Here is a 19,654-nt window from a genome sequence, read left to right as displayed (position 1 = left end):
ATGGCAAGCGCCTCAACGGCGTTGACGGTCATTAACCAGATTGGGCCGGAAATCGGCCATATCCTTTCGGGGTTGGGTGAGCGCGTCCGGGTGGTGGCTCAGAGCCGGGGTGTTTCCGAGCCATGGAATACGGGTGAGGCAGATATTCTGTTGACCGGTCCGTCTGCAGCATGGCGCAATGCTCCTGAAGCCCCTCCCGTTGGCTGGAATCCCTCGCTCCGCTGGGTGCAGATTGCATCGGCTGGCGTTGATGGTTTTCCGGAATGGCTACTTCAGGGGCGCGACATTACGACAGGTCGCGGCAATGCTGCCGGACCGATTGCCGAATACGTCCTTCTTGCGTTGCTGGCCCAGACCAAGCGGTTTGAAACGTTCAAGCCGTCATCTCCCGAGGAGTGGGGGCAGCAGGCGTCTGTCGTCAAACACAGTGCGCCATTGGGATCGCTGGCGGGGCGGGCGCTTGGTCTGGCAGGATACGGCGCTATTGGGCAGGAAATTGCCCGACTGGGGCGTAGCTTTGGCATGACTGTTTTCGTCTGGCGCCGGAGTGCGTGGACGGATGGGGAAGCTGTGCGGGAAGGTGTGCAACCGGTTTCCGATCTCGGCACGCTGTTTGAACGCGCCGATCATCTGGTGTTGGCCCTGCCGCTGACATCAGAAACGAATAGCATCGTGAACGCGGATATACTGGCGCGAGCAAAGCCCGGATTGCATCTCGTGAATATTGCGCGTGGAAAGCTGATTGATGAAGCAGCGCTTCTGGACAGTCTCAATCACGGACGTCTCGCAGCAGCGACGCTGGATGTTACGGCGCCGGAGCCTCCTCCTGCCGGGCATCCTTTTTACACCCATCCCAAAATTCGGCTGACGCCCCACATTTCCTGGTCCGGGCCAGATGTACTGGCCAGTCTGGGGCAGCGCATTAGCCGGAATTTCGAAAATTTCCTTCAGGGGCGCCCGCTGGAAGCCCGGTTGGATCTGAGTCGTGGATACTGATTTCTCAAGGAAGACCCTCATGAGTGCGACACAGCATAACATCTCGTCCCTGCAGGAAGCCCGTGCACGGACCCACCGTCTTCAGCCGCGCAAACCCGCAGCGACGTTTGAAGAAGAGCGCCTTCATCGCAAGCAGCGCTTGGCTGCGACGTTCCGGCTCTTTGGCCGCTATGGCTTCGATCAGGGGCTTGCAGGGCATGTGACTGCCCGTGATCCGGAGTTCCCGGACCGATACTGGATTAACCCGCTGGCTGTGCATTTCTCACAGATCAAGGTTTCTGACCTTCAGCTTGTGGATCATGAAGGGAATATCCTGATCGGGGATCGCCCAATCAATACGGCTGGCTTCACCATTCATTCGGCTCTGCACCGTGCCCGCCCAGATGTGATCGCTGCGGCACACACCCATTCCACATATGGCAAGGCATTTTCCGCTTTAGGGACTGAACTGCTCCCCATCACGCAGGATTCCTGCGCTTTTTACGAAGATCATGCGGTTTTTGATCCGTTCAGCGGGGTGGTTCTGGAAGAGAATGAAGGCGACCGTCTGGCCGCGACGCTGGGAAACCGGAAAGCTCTGATCCTTCAGAACCATGGTCTTCTGACCGCCGGGCCGACCGTTGAAGCCGTGGCGTGGTGGTTCCTGGCCATGGATAACGCCGCCCATACCCAGCTTCTGGCGCAGGCCGCCGGACCGCTGAAGCCTATCGCACCGGATATTGCGCGGCTGACTGCCAGCCAGGTCGGGACGGCGCAAGGTGCCTATTATTCGTTTCAGCCTCTTTGGGACTGGATTGTCGCACTTGAGCCAGATCTGCTCGATTAAGGACTGCGAAATCAATGACGAATATTGAGCCATTGCGGGAGTTCGTTTCCCGATTTACGCGGCTTTTCGAGAGACATTCCGACGCCGCGTCTATCCAGAAAGCGGGAGCGGAGCTTCTGAAAACACTCGTTTCGCGCGATGACTGGTTGCCCGAAACCTATACCCGGCCACATCCTGAACGTTACAGTCAGTATCTCCTGCACTGTGATCCATTGGAGCGGTTTTCTGTCGTCAGTTTCGTCTGGGGGCCGGGACAGAAAACGCCTTTGCACGATCATCGCGTCTGGGGGCTGATTGGAATGCTTCGGGGTAAAGAAAGCGAAACGCAGTTCACGCGCAGGGAGGACGGGAGCTTTGAAAAAGGCGAAACGGATTTTCTTGAGCCCGGTGAAGTCGCGTTTCTGGCGCCTGGGGTGAACGACTATCATCTCGTGGCCAATGCCCTGACAGATCAGACGTCCATTTCCATCCATGTGTACGGGGCCAATATCGGCGGTGTTTCGCGTGCCGTTTACGATGAGGCCAGTGGCATCGAGAAGAATTTCATATCCGGATATTCGAGCGAGGACGTTCCCAATCTCTGGGATCGCTCCAGGAGCAAGGCTGCATGAACAGCATTACAAATCTTCTGCCCGCAACCTCTTCGGAAGACGTCCGGCAGAGCCTGAAAAACGGGGCTGAAATTGCGCTTCTGGATGTCCGTGAAGAAGGGCCTTTTGCCTCCGCGCATCCGCTCTTTGCCGTCAACCTGCCTGTTGGGCGCATCGAGGAGCGCATTGCCGGGCTGGTGCCGCGCAAGGACGCCCCCATTGTTGTGTATGATAACGGGGAAGGCCGTACGGTAAAAGCTGTTCGACTGCTCCAGTCGCTTGGATATTCGGCCGTCTCGGCGCTGGAGGGTGGTGTGGAAGGCTGGAAACGATCCGGGGGCGAGATCTTCATTGATGTGAACGTCCCGTCCAAGGCATTCGGCGAACTCGTCGAACATGTCCGGCACACACCATCCCTGCCAGCGCGTGAGGTTCATGACAGGATCAAGCGTGGCGATGATCTCGTTATTCTCGATGCAAGACGGTTCATTGAGTACAATGTCATGTCCATTCCAGGAGGCCGTTCCGTTCCGGGCGGTGAACTGGCATTGCGGGTTCGGGATATTGCGCCTTCGCCGGAAACAACCGTCATTGTGAACTGCGCTGGACGGACAAGATCTATCATTGGCACGCAGTCCCTCGTCAATGCTGGAATCCCCAACCCGGTTTTTGCGCTTCGAAATGGTACGATTGGCTGGACGCTGGAAGGGCTTTCGCTCGAACATGGTGCTGCCCGTAAAGGAACAGACGTTTCGGAGCAGAACCATCAGGCAGCACGTGCCCGTGCGAAACTTCTGGCGGAACGGACAGGTGTTCGGTCTCTTACGGCGAATGATCTGGAAAGGTTTCTGGCTGATCCGGAGCGGACTGTTTATCGGCTGGATGTCCGTTCGCCTGAAGAATACATGGAAGGCCATCTGAAGGATTTCCGTTCCGCACCGGGCGGCCAGCTTGTGCAGGCTACGGACGAATGGGTCGGAGTGCGGCATGGAACCATTGTTCTGACGGATGACGATGGGGTTCGTGCCAGAATGACGGCTCACTGGCTCAGGCAGTTGGGGTGGAACGAAGTTTACGTTCTGGATAAATGGGATGGTCTGCCGTTTGAAACCGGGCAGGAAGCGCCTCTGCTTTCCCAGCCCTTGCCGGACGTAGAAACGATTTCTGCCGCTGAACTGCGAGAGAATCTTGTAACTGGCGATATTCTCGTTCTGGATCTCGCCACCAGTCCGGCTTTCCGAAAGGGACATATTCCGGGCGCACGGTTCGTGATCCGCCCAGATCTGGTGGCTCATCCGGCAATTCGTGAGGCTGGAGAGATCGTTCTGGTATCCCCGAATGGTATTGCCGCTCATCTGGCTGCGCCGGATCTTGCTGGGGAAAGCCGTCGCGTTCGTGTCCTGAAAGGGGGGACGGAAGCCTGGCAGGCAGCAGGTTATGCGCTGCAAACCGGGCTGGATGATTCACAGGCCTTTTCCGCACCGGATGATGTCTACAAACGGCCTTATGAAGGCACGGACAACGCGGCAGAGGCCATGCAGGCTTATCTGGACTGGGAGTACGGGCTGGTTGCCCAGCTTGAGAAGGATGGAACTCACGGCTTCAGGGTTCTGGAAGATATCTGAAGCCTGACGATCCTTCTTCCCCGGCCACCTTCGTGGTCGCCGGTTTTTTTTGTGTCTAGACCTTCAGCGCCTCTCGCCCGGCTGCCAGAAGGGCGCTGTCACCCTGTGGCGTGTGAACGCGACCGCACAAAACGTTGCGATAATGCCGTTCCAGTGGGTTGTCCTGACTCAGACCGGGGTTGCCGATAGCGGCGACCGCTTTGCTCACGGCTGCAATGGCGTTTTCGGTAACAACCTGTTTGGCCAGTCCGGCGCGGGTGTCGCTTTCCGTACCCTGTTCCGCGAGGGTAATGGCATGGTTAATCAAAGCCTCATTGGACAGAAGCAGAGCATCAATCTCACCGAGCAGGATGTGAAAACGGGGCAGGGTTGCGAGAGATGCCCCGAGATTGGAAGGAACGCGGCTGTGAAGGAACGTTACCAGCCAGTCCCGCGCCGCGATGGCAATCCCATTATAGAGGCAGGCAATGACAATCGCATGCCAACTTGCAATCGCGACCGGGCCATTCTCCTTTGCAGGAGAAGGTGCCAGAAGGCCCAGATAGCGTTCTGGAATTTCCACATTATCAAAAATGATGGTGTGACTGCCGGTGGCACGCATTCCAAGCTGGTGCCAGCTTTTCTCGATTCGCACCCCTCGCAGATCGAGCGGAACAAGAACCGGGCCGACCTTGGGTTCGGCATCATCCGTTTTCGCCCAGACAACACCCCATTGAAGGGCTGTCGAGCCTGTTGAGAAGATCTTGCGGCCGGAAATACGCCATGTCGAACCGTTTCGGCTGACAGTCGTATCGGGCAGGCCACCACGGGCAGGCGTGCCAAGTTCCGGTTCCACACGCAGGGCGTTGATCAGAGCACCTTCCTGACGAATGCTCTCAAACAGTTCCTGTTTTACCTCGTCTGACCATTGAGGCGAATGTGCGAAAGCTCCAGACTGAAGATACTGCATTGCCAGAATGAGGGCGGTTGATGGATCGCCCTGGGCAAGGCGGCTGATAATCCGCGTCACGGTACGAAGAGTAATATCCTCTCCCCCCACAGCTTTTGGCAGTGCCAAGGCAAGGAAACCTGCTTCATGAAGGTCATGCAGGTTTTCGATCGCAATATTGCCGCTGCGGTCATACCGGGGGGCACGCTCGACAAAGACCTGAACCAGTTCGTCTAGGGTCTTGTCCGTTGCAGCGGTGTTGGTTGTAGGGGCAAATGGACTGTCACCCATAACGGTTCTCCGTCTTTCCGCGATCTGGTAAATACTAGAACGTGTTTATTGAGGAATGGAAACTGTCAGATCGAAAGCGTCTTCCAGTTTTCCTGCATTTTTCAGAAAATCGCCGGAACGATAGGCATCAAGCGTCGTCTGTTCCTGCTGAATGACCTCGGGCGTCAAAGGTGCAGGAGCAGCGATCAGGCGTTTGGCTACGGCCTTTGCAACAGGGAGGGGCAAACCGGTCTGCCTCGCCAGAATGGCGGCGTATTCGGCCTGATGTTCTGTTCCCCACGCATAGGCGGCCGTCATTCGCTTATAGAAGTCAGCCAGTTGCGCGTGTTTTGTTGCCAGGGCCTCGTTGGTCGCGACAAAGAAACTGTTGTTGGGCATGACGTTCCGGCCGTCTACGATGTTGCGTGCATGGCTCTCAACGACAGCCAGAGACACATACGGTTCCCATGTGGACCAGGCGTCGATCTGCCCGGTATCAAGAGCCGCCTTAGCCTGAGCGGGCGCAAGAAAAACGATATGTGGAGCAGGTGCAGGAATGGCGCCAGTCGCTATCAGGCGCAGAAGCAAGAGGTGGCCGATTGAACCTTTGCCCGTTCCGATCCTTTTACCAGACAGATCCGCTGCGGTGTGAAGGGAGGAGGAGCCCGTCGTGACGACAGCCGTAGACTCTCCGCCGCCTCGGGGAGGAATCAGAAAAGCGGCCTTGATGGGCAGATGAGCGCCCCAGGCAAAAAGGAAGGGGCCATCTCCTGCAATTCCCGTATCCAGGGCGTTTGCTGCGAGCGCCTGTAGCAGAGGAGCTGCGGCTTCAAATTCGGTCCAGTGAAGAGTGTAGGTCAGGTTTTTGTCCTGTCCCGCGGCTTCAAGAAGGGCTTTCTGCTGGCCTTTCTGATCGGCGACAGTCAGGGTGTCTTCTGCCTGGGCAAACGAGGTTCCCAAAAGGAGAGCCGCCATGAAGGGCAGAAATTTTCTTACAGAGGCCATGGCAAATAACTCGTTCAGATCTGGGAAATGGAGCCTGCACACAACAGGAAAGTCTTCAGCCTGACTCCATGTCTGCTCAAGAACAATTAAATCACGTCAAACATTTGTATTTAGAATATTCACCTGACATCTGCGCGTAGAATAGGGAAGGTGGGCGTCTATTGCTGCCTGTGGGAGGACGCCCGATGTCAGACGCCATCACACTGACTGGACCTTACAAGACTGCCGAAGCCAAGGGAAAAACCCGGAATTTGAGGACGCTTGTTTCCATAAGGCGTTACGCGTCTCCGCTTGTGCTGGTCTGTCTCTGGCAGGTTGCATGCTCATCAGGTTTGCTTTCCACCAGGCTTGTGGCGTCTCCGGTTCAGATTGCCGTAACGGGCTGGACGCTGGTGCGCGATGGAACATTGCCTTTCAATCTTGGTGTTTCGCTTTTGCGGGCAGGAAGTGGCTTAGGTCTTGCCGTCACCTTAGGAGTGGTGCTGGCGCTGATTTCAGGTCTGTCCCGTATTGGGGAGGATGTTGTTGATGCCCCTCTGCAAGTCCTGCGCACTTTGCCCGCGCTGGCGCTTGTCCCGCTTTTCATCCTCTGGTTTGGAATTGGTGAGACCCCCAAGGTTCTGCTCGTGGCGCTGGGCGCAACGTTTCCAATTTATTTGAATCTGCATAAGGGGATCCGGTCTATTGATCCCAAACTGGTGGAAATGGCGTCCACGCTTGGCCTGTCACGCTGGCAGACGATCCGGGATGTGTTTCTTCCTGGCGCCTTGCCTGATTTCCTGACAGGGCTGCGCTATGCCGTCGGTGTGTCCTGGCTGATGCTGGTCGTTGCCGAGCAGGTGAATGCGGAAAGCGGTATCGGACACATGATGATGGACGCTCAGGATTTCCTGCGTACGGACATTATCCTTGTCGGTCTTCTCGTTTACGGTGTGCTGGGTCTGATATCCGATCAGATTGTCCGTTTTCTGGAAAGCACTCTGTTGGCCTGGCGCCCTGATGGACGGAAAGGTCGCTCGGCATGACACACACACATTCTGAAGCTGATCCTGGCACTGCTGTCATTGTGGAGCAGCTGACGCGACGGTTCAATAATGGTCCTCCTATTCTGGATGAACTGGATCTGGCGATCGCTCCCGGTGAATTTGTTGCGCTTCTGGGGCACAGCGGATCTGGAAAGTCGACTTTGCTGAGAACGCTGGCTGGACTTGACCCCGTGACGGATGGAGCTGTGACCAGACCGCGTGAAGTCTCGGTTGTGTTTCAGGAGCACCGCCTTCTTCCATGGAAACGTGTGTGGAAGAATGTTGTCCTGGGGCAGGAAGACAAAGGTATCCGTCAGCGTGCGGAAGCCGTTCTGGAAGAGGTCGGGCTGGCGCATCGCAGTAATGCCTGGCCACTTACCCTCTCTGGAGGAGAAGCGCAGCGCGCCGCGCTTGCCCGAGCTCTTGTGAGAGAGCCAGCTTTTTTGATGCTGGATGAACCGTTCGCTGCTCTGGATGCTCTGACGCGGTTGAAAATGCAGCAGCTTGTCGCTGATCTTTGGAAGAAGCACGGCTGTGCTGTTCTGCTTGTAACACATGATGTAGACGAAGCCCTTCTTCTTGCGGATCGCGCTGTGGTGCTTGAACGGGGACGTATCCGTGTGGATGTTCCCATTACTGTACCGCGTCCTCGGAGGCACTCTGATCCGGGGTTCGGCGCGCTGCGTAGTCTTTTACTTGACGCGCTGGGTGTGCATGCTGCGTGAGTTTGTATTTGTGATAAGGCCAATTTCATGACCACTGCCCCTGATCGCGCACCAGATTCTGCGGTCCTCCCGGTTATTCTCGATCGATGGTCTCCACGCGCCTATCAGCCTGTGGATCTTGATTCGAAAGATCTCCTTGGCTTTCTGGATGCGGGCCGCTGGGCGCCGTCGGCTTATAATATCCAGCCGTGGCGTTTTATTCATGCACGTCGGAATACTCCGGATTGGGACCGCTTCCTCTCATGGTTGATTCCATTCAATCGGAGCTGGGCGGAAAATGCCTCTGCGATTGTCTATATCGTTTCCAGAACGATTACGATTTCAAGCAGGACGGGAGAACCATCACCGCTGCTAACCCATGCTTTTGATGCAGGCGCGGCGTCGGTTCTGATACAGCTTCAGGCCTCACAGGCAGGATGGGCGGTTCATCCGATCAGCGGTTTTGATCATGACCTGGCCCATGCAGGACTGGAGCTTCCTGAAGACTATCAGGTGCATGCAGCCCTCGTCATTGGCCGGCAGGCGGATGCCGATATTCTGCCAGAAGGGCTACGTCAGCGCGAGCAACCCTCCGGGCGTCTGCCCCTTGAGAAGATTGCGTTTGAGGGGCGTTTCAGGCCGGACGACCAATAAGGCTCCTGAAACCTTTTCCGTTTTGTGCCTACCGGAAGCGCCTTTCCTTTTTTGGGAAGGCGTTTTTCGTTCAGTTTCTCTGATGAATGACTTTTTCCGATATCACGATTATTCCGAATATTTTTCTTTTACGATGAAATCCTGATAAAACTGGAGACTCAGGGTGGTTAACTTCATCGGGTATATTGGTTTTAATAACAGATCCGAAATTCATGCTGGCGTCCGGGATCGCGCGCTGGATATTTCCTATGTACAGCAGGCACTTCAGGTGCAGGAAGAGGGCGGCTTTGACCGTGTTCTGATTCCTTTTGGCTCCAATTCGCCTGAAAGCCAGCTCGTTGCTGCATATGGCGCGGCTTTAACCAGTCAGCTGGGCTTTCTTGTTGCGCATCGTCCGGGTTTTACGCAGCCCACACTTGCCGCTCGACAGCTCGCAACGCTTGATCAGCTTTCCCAGGGACGCGTGGCTGTTCATATCATCACGGGGGGCGCGGATTCCGAAATGGCCCGGGATGGAGATGTTGGGACAACCAAGGCGGACCGTTATATCCGCAGCGATGAATATCTCGATATTCTGAAGCGGGAATGGAGTTCTGCAACGCCTTTCGATCATGATGGCCGTTTCTATCATATCCGTCAGGCGCAGAGTTCCATTCATCCGCAAAACCTGCCCGTTTTCTTTGGAGGAACGTCTGCGGAGGCACTCGACGTCGCAGGGAAGCACGCAGATGTTTATGCAACGTGGGGGGAGACGCTGGAAGCAACCCGCGAAATCGTCAGTCGGATGAGATCCTCCGCAGCACGTCATGGCCGGAAGATTGGTTTTTCCCTGTCTCTTCGGCCGGTTATTGCTGATACGGAAGAGGCGGCCTGGCAACGGGCTGAAGAAATCGAGAACCTTGTCCGGGCGGCCCGCGAACAGGCGGGATTGCCAGTGACAGGGCATCAGCCACCGAATGACGGGTCTCGCCGTCTGCTTGAGACGGCGACGTCCCGCAGGCAGGATGAACGTCTCTGGACAGGTGTTGCCAGTCTGACCGGGGCTGCCGGGAACTCAACAGGGCTGGTTGGGACGCCGGAACAGGTCGCAGATGCTCTGGTGGAATATTACAAACTGGGCATCGACAATTTCCTGATCCGTGGATTTGAGCCACTGGAAGATGCACGGATTTATGGCCGTGACCTTATTCCGCTGGTTCGGGAAAAAGTCGCAGCCTTGAGGCGCAATCTGTCCGCGCCGCAGGATAACAAGACAAGGGGAGGAGGCACAGATCTCCTCCCCTTGTTGAGTTTAGGGTGATCGGGTGCGTTTGAAGACATCTTCCATGCGCCAGTGCTGGTTCTGCAAATCTTCATGATTTGCCCACTCGTCCCAGCCGGAATTCCGGCGGTATTCTCCAAGCAGGCCTGAAGCTTCCAGGGTAGCTTTATCTTGAGGGTGGGCGTTGCTGGCGTCTGGATGGACGTAAATGGCATCCGCCCTGCAATACAGCTCGCACAGGCAGCAGGTCTGACAATCTGATTGATATGCGATCACAGGGGCACCTTCTTCGCGAGAGATTAAAACATCCCGCGGGCAGACCTCCACGCAGATATTGCAGGCCGTGCAACGGTTCTCGACGATCAGTTCAATCATGAAAATGTTTCCACTGGTACTGAGCGCGTCCATGGGTTGGTCAGGCCGCCGCTCAGAATATGCGTGGGGTTATCAATAGTCTCAGAATCAATCCGATAATGAATGCCACGACTTTCCCTGCGAGCAATGGCGCTTGCCGTACACCAGCGGGAAACGGCCGTAAGGGCTTTCAATTCGTGGTTTCGAAGTTGGGCGCGGACATCTGTATCATATCCAAGGGTAGCAGAAAGATGTTGCCATGCGGCGTCCAAAGTTTGGGCAGACTTTTCCAGCGAAGAAGCCGTTCGAAAGTATTGTTTGTGGGGTGAGAGCATCTCATCCTGGACTGCTTTTTCGACAGCTTTGTAGTCTTGGGCGACGGTTTCATGCTCGGGATATGAAATGTGCTCTTTCGGGGAACGCTGTTGTTTGCGGATGTAGGCGACAGCGGATTCTGCTGCGATGCAGCCAGATGAGAGCGCCCAGGCAGCGTTGACAGCACCCCCTCCGGATATGGCGCCCGTTACAGGCTCCCGTGAAGCGACATCGCCGGCCACATAAAGCCCTGGAATGCCACAGCCTGCCTGCCTGTCCGTAACCCGGATTCCACCGACACCCCGAATGGTGCCTTCGCCAACAAGAGAGACGGGAAATTTCTGCGTAAACGGATCAATGCCGAGACGCTGAAATGTCAGGGGAACATTGGGAGAAATTTGGGGCAGTTGGCCCCGAATATCGTCAGGAACGCGCGACAGGTCACAGAAAACAGGGCCGGTCTTGAGTGCTTCTGCCAGAAAGCGATTATCGTGAGGACTTTCTGGACGCTCCAGTTCGTGGCCAGATGCATCATAATATCTGGCGAAGCTGTAGATCATGGTCCGCGCCATTGTCGTTGTGGCTGGGACAATCGTGAAAAAGGCTGAAAACTCCATCCCTGAAAAACAGGCTCCTGCTTCGGCAGCCATCAGAAGTCCGTCGCCGGTATTGTTTGAGCCTCCCAGCAGGTGAGAGCGGAATGCACAGCCGCCCGTTGCCAGAATGGTAGCCCCAGACCGGATACTCCACTGATCCTGCCCGGATTTCAGGCAAACGCCTGTTGCTCCAGCAATACTGCCATCTTCGTGACGAAGAAGTCGCAGGGCAGGGTTATGATCCAGAATGCTCACACCGCTTTCCAGAGCTTTCAGGCGGAGCGCGCGGAGATACTCTGGCCCACGTAAGGCGTGATATCTGATTTTTCCATTATCATCCTGAGTGTAACGATAATGACTGGCAATTGTGGGTAGCGTTCGGAATGTCCTGTCTATGATGGCTTCCATCCAGTACGCATCTCCCAGTCCCTGTGCCATGTCCAGCCGACGTGCAATAGCGTCCTGACGGAGTGTGCCTTCAGGGGGAATGAACCAGTGTCCCGGTCCGGCAGACGCGGCCACGCCGGAGGTGCCGCAATACCCTTTTTCGGTAATCACGACCTTTGCGCCCGCCTGAGCGGCCGTGATGGCGGCCCAGCATCCTGCCAAGCCTCCACCGATAACCAGAACATCCGTTGTCAGTTGGCGAGCGGTGGGGTGCCTCATGGAATGGACCTTTGACGATCCAGTGCGTCCGAAAGAGCGGGAGAAAAAATGGGCTCCAACTCTGTCCCCTCTGGAAGAAAGCCATTTTTGGCAAATGTATTCGCAATGTCCTGTGCAGAGGTAATGTCGGTTTTACGCCATGCGCGCAGATGATAGGGGCGGTTCTGATTTTGAAGGTAATTCAGCACCAGAGGTTCGGGTACCTGAATGACAGGAGATACAGCATGTGCCCAGCGCGGTTTATCGTTGCTGAGGATGGAATAGGCTTTGTTGAGTCGTCCGAGATAATCTGCTGCAACGGTGCGAAAAGCTGGATCCTTCAAGCGGAGAGGATTGGCGCCGATAAAATAATGGCCGGAAAGAATATTTGCTGCACTTTGAAGGATGCGAGCTGTTTTATCGGCTTCCAGCATCTGGATGGCATATCCATACGTTGCCCATCCATCGAGGCTTCCTGATTTCATGGCTGTCAGCCCTTCGCTCATTCCAAGCGCGACAGGCGTGATGTCACGCCATGATAGGCCTTGTTGCTCCAGCATTTTGATCAGAAAATAATGGGACGTTGTGGCTTTGATATAGCCAATGCGCTTTCCCTTGAGATCTGTCATGGATTTCGCGGTTGAGTGTGCTGGCACTAGAAGAACCTGATCTGTGGTCGGCCCTTCCAACGTGGCGACAATGGAGATGCGCGCACCGGATGTTGCTGCAAAGACCATTGGGATTTCACTCCAGCCGCCAATGTCCAGAGCATCCGCATTGATGGCCTGTGCGATGATGTTTCCTGAGTTGAACTCACTGAAACTGACCTTGTAGGGAAAATCATCGAGCCCGGTTTCTTTGAGAAAGGTTTGATCTGCCCCCCGGAAAGTGGCTGCTCTGAGTGTGATCTGGGAGAGGTCTTTTGTCTGCGCTGCCAGTTTATGTGGCAGAAAAGATGCTCCTGTAACGGCGGACGTTAGGCCAAGGAAGTGGCGCCGTTTAAGGGGAGACGAAGACAGGGGCATGAAATCGCTCCTCATGCTTGCAAAGTGAATATTTATTCAATCATCAGAAGATCATTTCTCGAAAAATTCTAATGATAAAGACTAATGAGTTTATTTTGTTATTATGAATAATCCGTTCCCTTGTTATTTTGAAATCACAAGGGAACGGATTGGCTTCAAAGTGTAAATTTCAACGTTACAAAAATGGTTCGTGGGTCCGCAAACTGTGCGGACTCATAAACCGGGACACCGCCACCCTGCACAAAGGTTGCGCCTTGCAGATAGCGCCGATCCAGAAGATTGCGGGCAGTTGCCTGAAGGAACCACCGGCTATCGGGGCTGGTCCAGCTTGCCATGGCATTGATGTAGGTTTGTGGGGACAAACGGTTTTGCGGATTGGTCTGGGAACTGGTGTAAAGCGCGGATTGAAAAGAAACATCCGCTCCTACGCGAAAGGTGCCAGGCAGCCGGATGGGGAGTCTGTAGGTTAGAGATCCCATTGTCTGGAAACGTGGTGAAAAGGGGAGGGGCGCTCCCGCATAAGGTGTATTGTTATAGACTTGACCACTTGCAAGCGTAGTCCGGCTCACACGACCGCGGAAATCATCAAGCACGGAATAGAGGTAAGAGGCTGTGTAATGCAGGTCCAGATCATGGGTGATTTTCACGAAGGTTTCGATTTCCGCACCAGCAGAGTGGCCTTTGCCTGCGTTGAAACGTCGTGAGAGACCGTTTGAAGGGTCTGTTGTCGTGAGTTGAATATCGTCGAACTGGTTCCAGAAAAGTGCGCCATTAAAGTGAATGCGGCCAGGTACGGGATCACTTTTGAGACCCACTTCATAGGTCGTGACAATTTCCGGATTATAGGGGGTTGAAGCTTGCAGACTGCCGGAAGCAGACGGGCTTTGCGCTCTGAAGTCATATCCTGCCGATTTTCCGCCTTGGGAAATGGACGCATATGTCATCAGATTAGGGCGGATCTGATAGGTCAGCGTGCCTTTTGGCAGAAGCTGAACCCAGCTTTTGCGCTCTGAGACCTGCCATGCCTGATCGCCCGGTGCGCCCCAGAGAATATAAGACAGTTGGTTTGCTGGTGTGGACTGATGCAACGGACCGGGTGCCAGATAATTCAGAGTTTCAGAATTGGAGTGATTTTCCCAGTTAAAACGCAGTCCGCCCGTGAAGGTCAGCGCGCGTGTGATGTGATAACTTGCCTCTCCATAAAGAGCCCAGTTGCGCGTGACCTGATCAATGACGGCGTAAACCGGAGTATAGCGGATTTTGTCTGGGTCATTTGTTGCAGTTCCTGAAGCGTTATTAGCCCATCTCTGCGTAAACCAGTCCTCATACATGAAGTATGCGCCGACATTGAAGTCGAGCTTTCCGTAGTCTCCATGGAGTTTTAATTCCTGAGAGTACATCCTGTCTTTGTAGTAAAGAGGCTGAGAGGTTCGTGAGTAATAATCGCCTGTGTTGTCGTAGATTCCCTTATCATCGTAGCCCCTGATGCCAGTGATGGAATAGAGCTTCAGATGAGGGGAAAGTGTGTATCTCAAATTCCCTATGAAACCAGTTTCGCTATAATTGTTTTTTGGGAAAAGCTGATTGTAATTTCCATAGATATACGGGTTCAGTAGGTTGCCTACACCCTTGTTTGTACTGCCATCTATTGTGCCGTCAAAGGCAAGGGTAATATCCCAGTTCTCATTGGGAGTGAAACGCAGTTTGCCGCGTGCCTGCGTATAGTCGATGTTATTTGTGTCTTTTCCAACAGTATAGTTATGGTCAATTCCTCCGCGGGAGTGGCGGCCAAAGGCGATGCTGCCGTAGACCTTGTTTTTGATGAGAGCGCCGCTCGCTGCAACGCCAATCTGATACTCGTTATAGGTTCCATAGCCTGTCTGCGCGACAAACCGCCTCTGATTGGTCGGCACAAGAGTGTTGATCCTGACGGCCCCTCCTTCGGATTGATGCCCGGAGAAAACGACGGGACCGCGGTCTACCTCAATGTCTGCTACATCAAGGAGTTCCTGCATGTTTCCCATGTTTCTAGGGAGGTAAACTCCATCGAGATAGGTGCCAACGGAAGGCTCGCCTTGCGGATCAATTTCTCCAATCCCACGAATAAAATAATTCAGTACTGAATACCCGGGCATATTGTTCGGAATATAAAGATTGGGTGTCAGCCTGGCGAGTTGCTTGGTATTCTGAACCCCGAGCCGTTCAAGTTGTGAAGCTGTCAGCAGACTAGCGGACTGCGGTGTTTTCTGTAGCGCGGTCGCTCGGCGAGCCGCATGGGACTGGCCATGGATAGAAAAGGATTCACCTGTACCTTTGGCCTGAATCGCATTTGTCCGAGCGGATGAAATTTTCGGTTTGGGATGTATTTTGAGTGCAGGGACTGCCGCGCTTAGGGTCGACTTGGGCACGTGCTGGTGCGAGGTGGCGCCATGAGCCTGATCAATCATTGTTCCCATGACTGCTGCCATGCTGCATGTCGTTCCCAAAAGAGAGCTGAATAGTGTTCTTTTACCTGTAAAAAGGAAAAGAGAGTTTCTTTCGGGAATAGAAAGCATGATGTCGAGTTACCCTTGAAAGGCAGTGTGTTTTTTCGATTTCAAGGGTTGTTTTCCCGATAAATATACGATTGGAATATGGAATTATTCAAAACTATTACTTTTATTTCGCTAATTATTTTAGTCTCATTTTCTAAATATGAAATATTGAAAATATAAATCTTTCGAAGAAGTTAAAGAATTCTTATGGAGGTTCTATGGAAAGTGAAACATTTCATATTTTCAGGAATGAAGTTTTCATTTTTAAAATGTATGAAAAAATAAAGTAATTAAAATTAAATCACTTGAAAATGGAGTGATTTATGCCCGTCGAATTTATCGGTTATGTCAGCGCGCGTGAACAGACTGAAATTCTGGATACTTCTGGGCCTGCGGTGGACCCGAGGTACATTGCCGCTACCGCTTTGATCCACGAACGAGGTGGTTTTGATAAGGCGCTTGTTGCGTTTCATTCATCGTCTCCAGATAGCATTCTGGTAGCCCAGCATGCGGCTTCTGTAACATCCAAATTGGGGCTGCTGATTGCTCATCGGCCCGGTTTTACCGCGCCTACTCTGGCAGCAAGACAATTCGCCACACTGGATCAACTCAGCAGCGGGCGGGTGGCCGTGCATGTCATTACCGGGGGTAATGATCGTGAGCTTGAAGCTGATGGAGACCATCTCTCGAAAGTGGAGCGATATCAGCGTACGGCAGAATATCTGCAAATTCTTCGTCGAGAATGGGCTGGTGGCTTACCGTTTGATCATGATGGAGAGTTCTATCGTCTGCGAGGAGCATCTTCTGCTGTTTTGCCATATCAGCCGCATGGTATTCCCCTGTATTTTGGTGGCGCTTCTGAAGAGGCGATAGAGGTCGCAGGTGAACTTGCCGATGGGTATGCTCTCTGGGGAGAGCCGTTGGCTAATGCAGCAGAACTCATCGGAAAAGTGCGGGCGGCGGCAGAAAGACATCATCGCGCACTGAAATTCTCTATTTCTTTTCGTCCCATCATTGCGGATACGGAAGAAGAAGCCTGGGCTCGCGCGGCAGCTATTCAAGCGCAAGTCGAGACACGGCAGATATCCAGCCAGCCGGTAAAAAATGAGATAGCACTTGATCATGCAGACTCGCTTTTAACGCCGGAAAATCTGCCTGTTAACGAAGGGTCCAGGAGGCTTCAGGCCATAGCGGCCAAGTCTGCGCGGCATGATGAGCGCCTCTGGACAGGAGTTGCGCAGGTTACGGGCGGCCGCTGGAATTCCACGTCCCTGGTTGGGACGGCAGAGCAGGTCGCGCAAAGTCTTCTCGAATATTACCGTATCGGCATCGAAACTTTTCTTATTCGGGGTTTTGATCCTCTCACCGACGCCGTCCGGTATGGGCGTGATCTCATCCCTCTTGTTCGATCTCTGGTGGAGCGGGAAGACCAGCTTCGCCGGATCTCACGCTGATCTCACTATCTCAAGGACCTGTCTATCATGAGGCGTCTCAGCCTGCGCGCTCTTCTACTCGTTACGTTGCCCGGTGTGTCTTCAGCGGCAACGCTCCATCACAACACATCAAAGCCATTACAAACACATACCCATACGACTATTTCGCCAGCAGTGACCGCCCCAGCACGGCGTGCGATGCCGCATGATATCCAGAGCCAGACGCAGGAAGCCGTGACAGTACGGGTAGCACGACATGCGCCGCGTCTGGCTCGCAAGGTGCCTTTGGGGGCGTTCGGAACCCGATCAGAATTCGATACGCCTTTCTCGGTCAGTACGATTTCGGCTGATCGGATCGAACAGATGCAGGCGACGGATATCAATGACGTTATGCGTTACGAACCAGGTGTGCAGGCGAATTCGAATGGGTCTTCTACGGCATCCGGGTCGAGTGTCAGGGTGCGAGGACTGAATCTTGATTGGACAAATGGTTATAAAATTGACGGTCTCGCCATTCCGTACTGGTACATTGATTTGCCATTGGCCAATTTTGATCATGTTCAGGTGATAAAAGGCGCATCAGCTTTTATGTATGGATTTGGTTCACCGGGAGGTGTGCTTGATTATCAGCTGAAAGCTCCGCTCGAAGAAAGAAAACTGACGTTGGAAGCGGGGTATCGTTCTGATGCCGTGTTCCGGCAAATGCTGGATGTGGGGGGATCGCTGGATCGAAGCCATCGTGTACAGACGCGCTTTGTTTTTGCCAGCGAAGTTGGAAATCAGGTGAATGACAGCTTCCTGCGCAACCTGTCTCTTTCGTTCACTACGAATGTTCGGATTACGAATAACCTGCACTGGCATTTCAATACATTTTATCTGAACACCCTTCAGAAAGGCATGGTGAACACGATTGCCTCTGCAAATGGAGTAGGCGCTGTGCAGACCATGAGCGGTCGCAAGGCTTTTGGTGCCAAAGACTCCTGGAAGACCAATGATATGAAGAGGTTCAGTACAGGGTTGGACTGGGATTTTGCAAAAGACTGGAGTGCACATCTAACATACGGGTACACGCATCTTGATGAGAAATTTCCCTCCAATCAGCTGACATTTACGGGCACGAATGGCGATTATATGAGCCGCGCTTTCGAAATGGTGCGTGTTTTGACTTATCATCAGGTTGACGCGACCACGCAGGGACACTTCGAGACTGGCCCACTTCGTCATGATGTTATCGCCGGGGTTACATGGCTGCGGCAGATGTTCGATGCAGACGCCAATTCTGGCGCTAAGAACCCTATTGAATACGGGAATATCTTTCGAGATCGTCCAACACTGACGAGTGCGAGCAGCTTCAACCCTCGTATGTATCGCTACATTGATTATCAGCAGGTTGCCCCATTCTGGAGTGACACGATCACTTACCATCGCTGGTCTCTTATGGCGGGTGGTCGATATACAAATTACCTTGAAAATGATTTTTCAACTTCTGGAAAGCAGACGGCGGCTCACAGGAATAATCCCGTTACACCATTGGTCTCGCTTAGCTATAAAATAACACCGGAGATCAATACTTATTTCAGCTGGGTGCAGGCTATGCAGTCCGGGGGGCAGGCCGGTGCGTCCAACGTGAATTACATGCAGGTTTTCGGGCCTATGCGCAGTGACGAGTACGAGCTGGGCGTGAAGGTGCAAAAGAAGACGTGGAATGGCACGCTTGCAGTCTTTCGTATGGACACGGGAGCCGCTTATACAAATGCCCAGAATTATTATGTTCAGGATGGCCTGTCGCGCTATCAGGGCATTGAAGCCGCAGGAGCCTGGATGGTCACGCGCAATCTGAATGTTAGCGGTAGCCTTGCCTATCTGGATGCCCGGTATGTACAGGCAGCGCCCGGGTATCAGAACCACAAGCTGGAAGCCGTTGCGCCGTTTCAGGCGGCATTTAATACGGAATACCGTCTGGAGGCTGTTCAGGGGTTGAGTGTAAATGCGGGTTTCAATTACGTTTCAAGCAGCTGGTTAGACGCAGCCAATACAGTCAAGCTGCCTTCTTATATCGTGGGTACTGTAGGAACATCCTACAGTACAAAAATTAGCAATCATCATGTCGTACTTAGGGCTGCAGTCGAAAATATTGGTAATGTTCGTTACTGGCTGAGCCGGGGTAATAGGAACCTGTTTCCTGGTACCCCCCGGACAGTTTCTTTGAATGCTCGCCTGGATTTCTAGGCTTAGGACTCATAGCCAGAASATGACGGTTGCGGCGAGGCAGATGGCTGAGAAGAAGACGGTCGGGCATCTGTCATAGCGTTTTGCGACCCGCTGCCAGTCCTTGAGCCTTCCGAACATGATCTCGATGCGGTTACGGCGTTTGTATTTCCGCCTGTCGTACTTGACAGGTTTTCCGCGGGATCTCCGTCCTGGAATGCAGGGTTTTATCCCTTTCTCCTCCAGGGCGTCCCTGAACCAGTCGGCGTCATACCCGCGATCTCCCAGCATCCATTGTGCGGCAGGAAGACTGTCCAGCAGAGCAGCGGCACCGGTATAATCGCTGATCTGCCCCGCAGTCATGAAAAAGCTCAGCGGTCGTCCGTTCTGATCAGTGACGGCATGGAGCTTAGTATTCATACCGCCTTTGGTGCGACCGATCAGGCGGCCTGGATCCCCTTTTTTAGCCGCAGGCTCGAAGCCGTGCGGTGTGCTTTGAGATAGGTCGCATCAATCATGATGGTCCGGGGCTCGGCCTTTTGGGCAGCCAGACCATCCATCATCCGCATGAAAATGCCCATGTCACCCCAACGCTTCCAGCGATTRTAGAGCGTCTTGTGTGGACCGTATTCCCGGGGCGCGTCGCGCCAGCGCAGGCCA

At 53.8% G+C, this 19,654-nt stretch carries 16 protein-coding genes and 1 pseudogene; 10 read left to right on the top strand and 7 right to left on the bottom strand.

The genetic code is table 11. The features are described 5' to 3' along the window. The 4 genes from KP705_RS02175 to KP705_RS02160 are packed head-to-tail and all read left to right on the top strand — an operon-like array spanning position 1 to position 4,037. Complete coding sequence (locus KP705_RS02175) at positions 1-996, top strand: NAD(P)-dependent oxidoreductase (RefSeq protein WP_046901724.1); 996 nt, start codon at positions 1-3, stop codon at positions 994-996. Between the two features lie 19 nt (positions 997-1,015). After that, positions 1,016-1,822 (top strand): class II aldolase/adducin family protein, encoded by an 807-nt coding sequence (locus KP705_RS02170; protein ID WP_046901723.1) that lies wholly within the window; start codon positions 1,016-1,018, stop codon positions 1,820-1,822. Positions 1,823-1,836: 14 nt separating this feature from the next. Beyond that, positions 1,837-2,433 (top strand): cysteine dioxygenase, encoded by a 597-nt coding sequence (locus tag KP705_RS02165; RefSeq protein ID WP_215763923.1) that lies wholly within the window; start codon positions 1,837-1,839, stop codon positions 2,431-2,433. Then, positions 2,430-4,037, top strand: a complete 1,608-nt coding sequence (locus KP705_RS02160; RefSeq protein ID WP_215763922.1) for a rhodanese-like domain-containing protein — start codon at positions 2,430-2,432, stop codon at positions 4,035-4,037. The genes KP705_RS02165 and KP705_RS02160 overlap by 4 nt, the downstream gene beginning before the upstream one ends. Positions 4,038-4,092: 55 nt before the next feature. On the opposite strand, the gene KP705_RS02155 is transcribed toward KP705_RS02160, so the two are convergent. Then, positions 4,093-5,256 carry an acyl-CoA dehydrogenase family protein gene (locus KP705_RS02155; protein ID WP_046901720.1) on the bottom strand — a complete coding sequence of 388 codons (1,164 nt, stop codon included), beginning with the start codon at positions 5,254-5,256 and terminating at the stop codon, positions 4,093-4,095. Positions 5,257-5,301: 45 nt separating this feature from the next. After that, positions 5,302-6,240, bottom strand: coding sequence for an ABC transporter substrate-binding protein (locus KP705_RS02150; RefSeq protein ID WP_046901719.1), 939 nt, complete (start codon positions 6,238-6,240; stop codon positions 5,302-5,304). A gap of 185 nt (positions 6,241-6,425) precedes the next feature. On the opposite strand from KP705_RS02150, the gene KP705_RS02145 reads away from it, so the two are divergent. The 4 genes from KP705_RS02145 to KP705_RS02130 all read left to right on the top strand — a co-directional run bounded on the left by KP705_RS02145 (position 6,426) and on the right by KP705_RS02130 (position 9,923). Continuing rightward, entirely contained in the window at positions 6,426-7,265 is an 840-nt protein-coding gene (locus KP705_RS02145; protein ID WP_046901718.1) for an ABC transporter permease, read from the top strand. Next, positions 7,262-7,990, top strand: coding sequence for an ABC transporter ATP-binding protein (locus KP705_RS02140; protein ID WP_046901717.1), 729 nt, complete (start codon positions 7,262-7,264; stop codon positions 7,988-7,990). The genes KP705_RS02145 and KP705_RS02140 overlap by 4 nt, the downstream gene beginning before the upstream one ends. Positions 7,991-8,017: 27 nt before the next feature. After that, positions 8,018-8,623, top strand: a complete 606-nt coding sequence (locus KP705_RS02135; RefSeq protein WP_046901716.1) for a nitroreductase family protein — start codon at positions 8,018-8,020, stop codon at positions 8,621-8,623. 163 nt (positions 8,624-8,786) lie between these two features. Next, on the top strand, positions 8,787-9,923 hold the full coding sequence (locus KP705_RS02130; protein WP_215763921.1) for an LLM class flavin-dependent oxidoreductase: 1,137 nt from the start codon (positions 8,787-8,789) through the stop codon (positions 9,921-9,923). On the opposite strand, the gene KP705_RS02125 is transcribed toward KP705_RS02130, so the two are convergent. The 4 genes from KP705_RS02125 to KP705_RS02110 all read right to left on the bottom strand — a co-directional run bounded on the left by KP705_RS02125 (position 9,915) and on the right by KP705_RS02110 (position 15,287). Continuing rightward, positions 9,915-10,259, bottom strand: coding sequence for a ferredoxin family protein (locus KP705_RS02125; protein ID WP_046901714.1), 345 nt, complete (start codon positions 10,257-10,259; stop codon positions 9,915-9,917). The genes KP705_RS02130 and KP705_RS02125 overlap by 9 nt on opposite strands. Further along, positions 10,256-11,815 carry an FAD-dependent oxidoreductase gene (locus tag KP705_RS02120; RefSeq protein WP_215763920.1) on the bottom strand — a complete coding sequence of 520 codons (1,560 nt, stop codon included), beginning with the start codon at positions 11,813-11,815 and terminating at the stop codon, positions 10,256-10,258. Before KP705_RS02120 ends, KP705_RS02125 begins: the two co-directional genes overlap by 4 nt. Further along, positions 11,812-12,819, bottom strand: coding sequence for an ABC transporter substrate-binding protein (locus tag KP705_RS02115; RefSeq protein WP_252348188.1), 1,008 nt, complete (start codon positions 12,817-12,819; stop codon positions 11,812-11,814). The genes KP705_RS02120 and KP705_RS02115 overlap by 4 nt, the downstream gene beginning before the upstream one ends. Before the next feature lie 155 nt (positions 12,820-12,974). Next, a complete protein-coding gene (locus KP705_RS02110; RefSeq protein WP_252348187.1) occupies positions 12,975-15,287 on the bottom strand; it encodes a TonB-dependent receptor in 2,313 nt (770 codons plus the stop codon). A 389-nt stretch (positions 15,288-15,676) separates the two neighbouring features. On the opposite strand from KP705_RS02110, the gene KP705_RS02105 reads away from it, so the two are divergent. Together KP705_RS02105 and KP705_RS02100 are read left to right on the top strand one after the other, a co-directional pair. Further along, a complete protein-coding gene (locus KP705_RS02105) occupies positions 15,677-16,807 on the top strand; it encodes an LLM class flavin-dependent oxidoreductase (protein WP_215763917.1) in 1,131 nt (376 codons plus the stop codon). A 27-nt stretch (positions 16,808-16,834) separates the two neighbouring features. Next, positions 16,835-19,015 carry a TonB-dependent siderophore receptor gene (locus KP705_RS02100; RefSeq protein ID WP_046901709.1) on the top strand — a complete coding sequence of 727 codons (2,181 nt, stop codon included), beginning with the start codon at positions 16,835-16,837 and terminating at the stop codon, positions 19,013-19,015. Between the two features lie 9 nt (positions 19,016-19,024). Here KP705_RS02100 and KP705_RS02095 read toward each other — a convergent pair. Further along, positions 19,025-19,654 (bottom strand): annotated as a pseudogene (locus tag KP705_RS02095) (IS5 family transposase); the annotation flags it as partial.

The sequence above is a fragment of the Gluconobacter sp. P1D12_c genome, assembly GCF_018812105.1.
GTDB lineage: Bacteria > Pseudomonadota > Alphaproteobacteria > Acetobacterales > Acetobacteraceae > Gluconobacter > Gluconobacter oxydans_A.
Note: the sequence above shows the minus strand (reverse complement) of the source record. Positions and strands in the feature narration are given on the sequence as shown.

Bases quoted from the DNA above. Each gene is read 5' to 3' on its own strand.
- KP705_RS02145 (WP_046901718.1), top strand. From the start codon at position 6,426: ATGTCAGACGCCATCACACTGACTGGACCTTACAAGACTGCCGAAGCC.
- KP705_RS02165 (WP_215763923.1), top strand. From the start codon at position 1,837: ATGACGAATATTGAGCCATTGCGGGAGTTCGTTTCCCGATTTACGCGG.
- KP705_RS02175 (WP_046901724.1), top strand. From the start codon at position 1: ATGGCAAGCGCCTCAACGGCGTTGACGGTCATTAACCAGATTGGGCCG.
- KP705_RS02110 (WP_252348187.1), bottom strand. From the start codon at position 15,287: ATGGCAGCAGTCATGGGAACAATGATTGATCAGGCTCATGGCGCCACC.
- KP705_RS02170 (WP_046901723.1), top strand. From the start codon at position 1,016: ATGAGTGCGACACAGCATAACATCTCGTCCCTGCAGGAAGCCCGTGCA.
- KP705_RS02135 (WP_046901716.1), top strand. From the start codon at position 8,018: ATGACCACTGCCCCTGATCGCGCACCAGATTCTGCGGTCCTCCCGGTT.
- KP705_RS02140 (WP_046901717.1), top strand. From the start codon at position 7,262: ATGACACACACACATTCTGAAGCTGATCCTGGCACTGCTGTCATTGTG.
- KP705_RS02150 (WP_046901719.1), bottom strand. From the start codon at position 6,240: ATGGCCTCTGTAAGAAAATTTCTGCCCTTCATGGCGGCTCTCCTTTTG.
- KP705_RS02105 (WP_215763917.1), top strand. From the start codon at position 15,677: ATGCCCGTCGAATTTATCGGTTATGTCAGCGCGCGTGAACAGACTGAA.
- KP705_RS02120 (WP_215763920.1), bottom strand. From the start codon at position 11,815: ATGAGGCACCCCACCGCTCGCCAACTGACAACGGATGTTCTGGTTATC.
- KP705_RS02115 (WP_252348188.1), bottom strand. From the start codon at position 12,819: ATGCCCCTGTCTTCGTCTCCCCTTAAACGGCGCCACTTCCTTGGCCTA.
- KP705_RS02155 (WP_046901720.1), bottom strand. From the start codon at position 5,256: ATGGGTGACAGTCCATTTGCCCCTACAACCAACACCGCTGCAACGGAC.
- KP705_RS02125 (WP_046901714.1), bottom strand. From the start codon at position 10,259: ATGATTGAACTGATCGTCGAGAACCGTTGCACGGCCTGCAATATCTGC.
- KP705_RS02100 (WP_046901709.1), top strand. From the start codon at position 16,835: ATGAGGCGTCTCAGCCTGCGCGCTCTTCTACTCGTTACGTTGCCCGGT.
- KP705_RS02160 (WP_215763922.1), top strand. From the start codon at position 2,430: ATGAACAGCATTACAAATCTTCTGCCCGCAACCTCTTCGGAAGACGTC.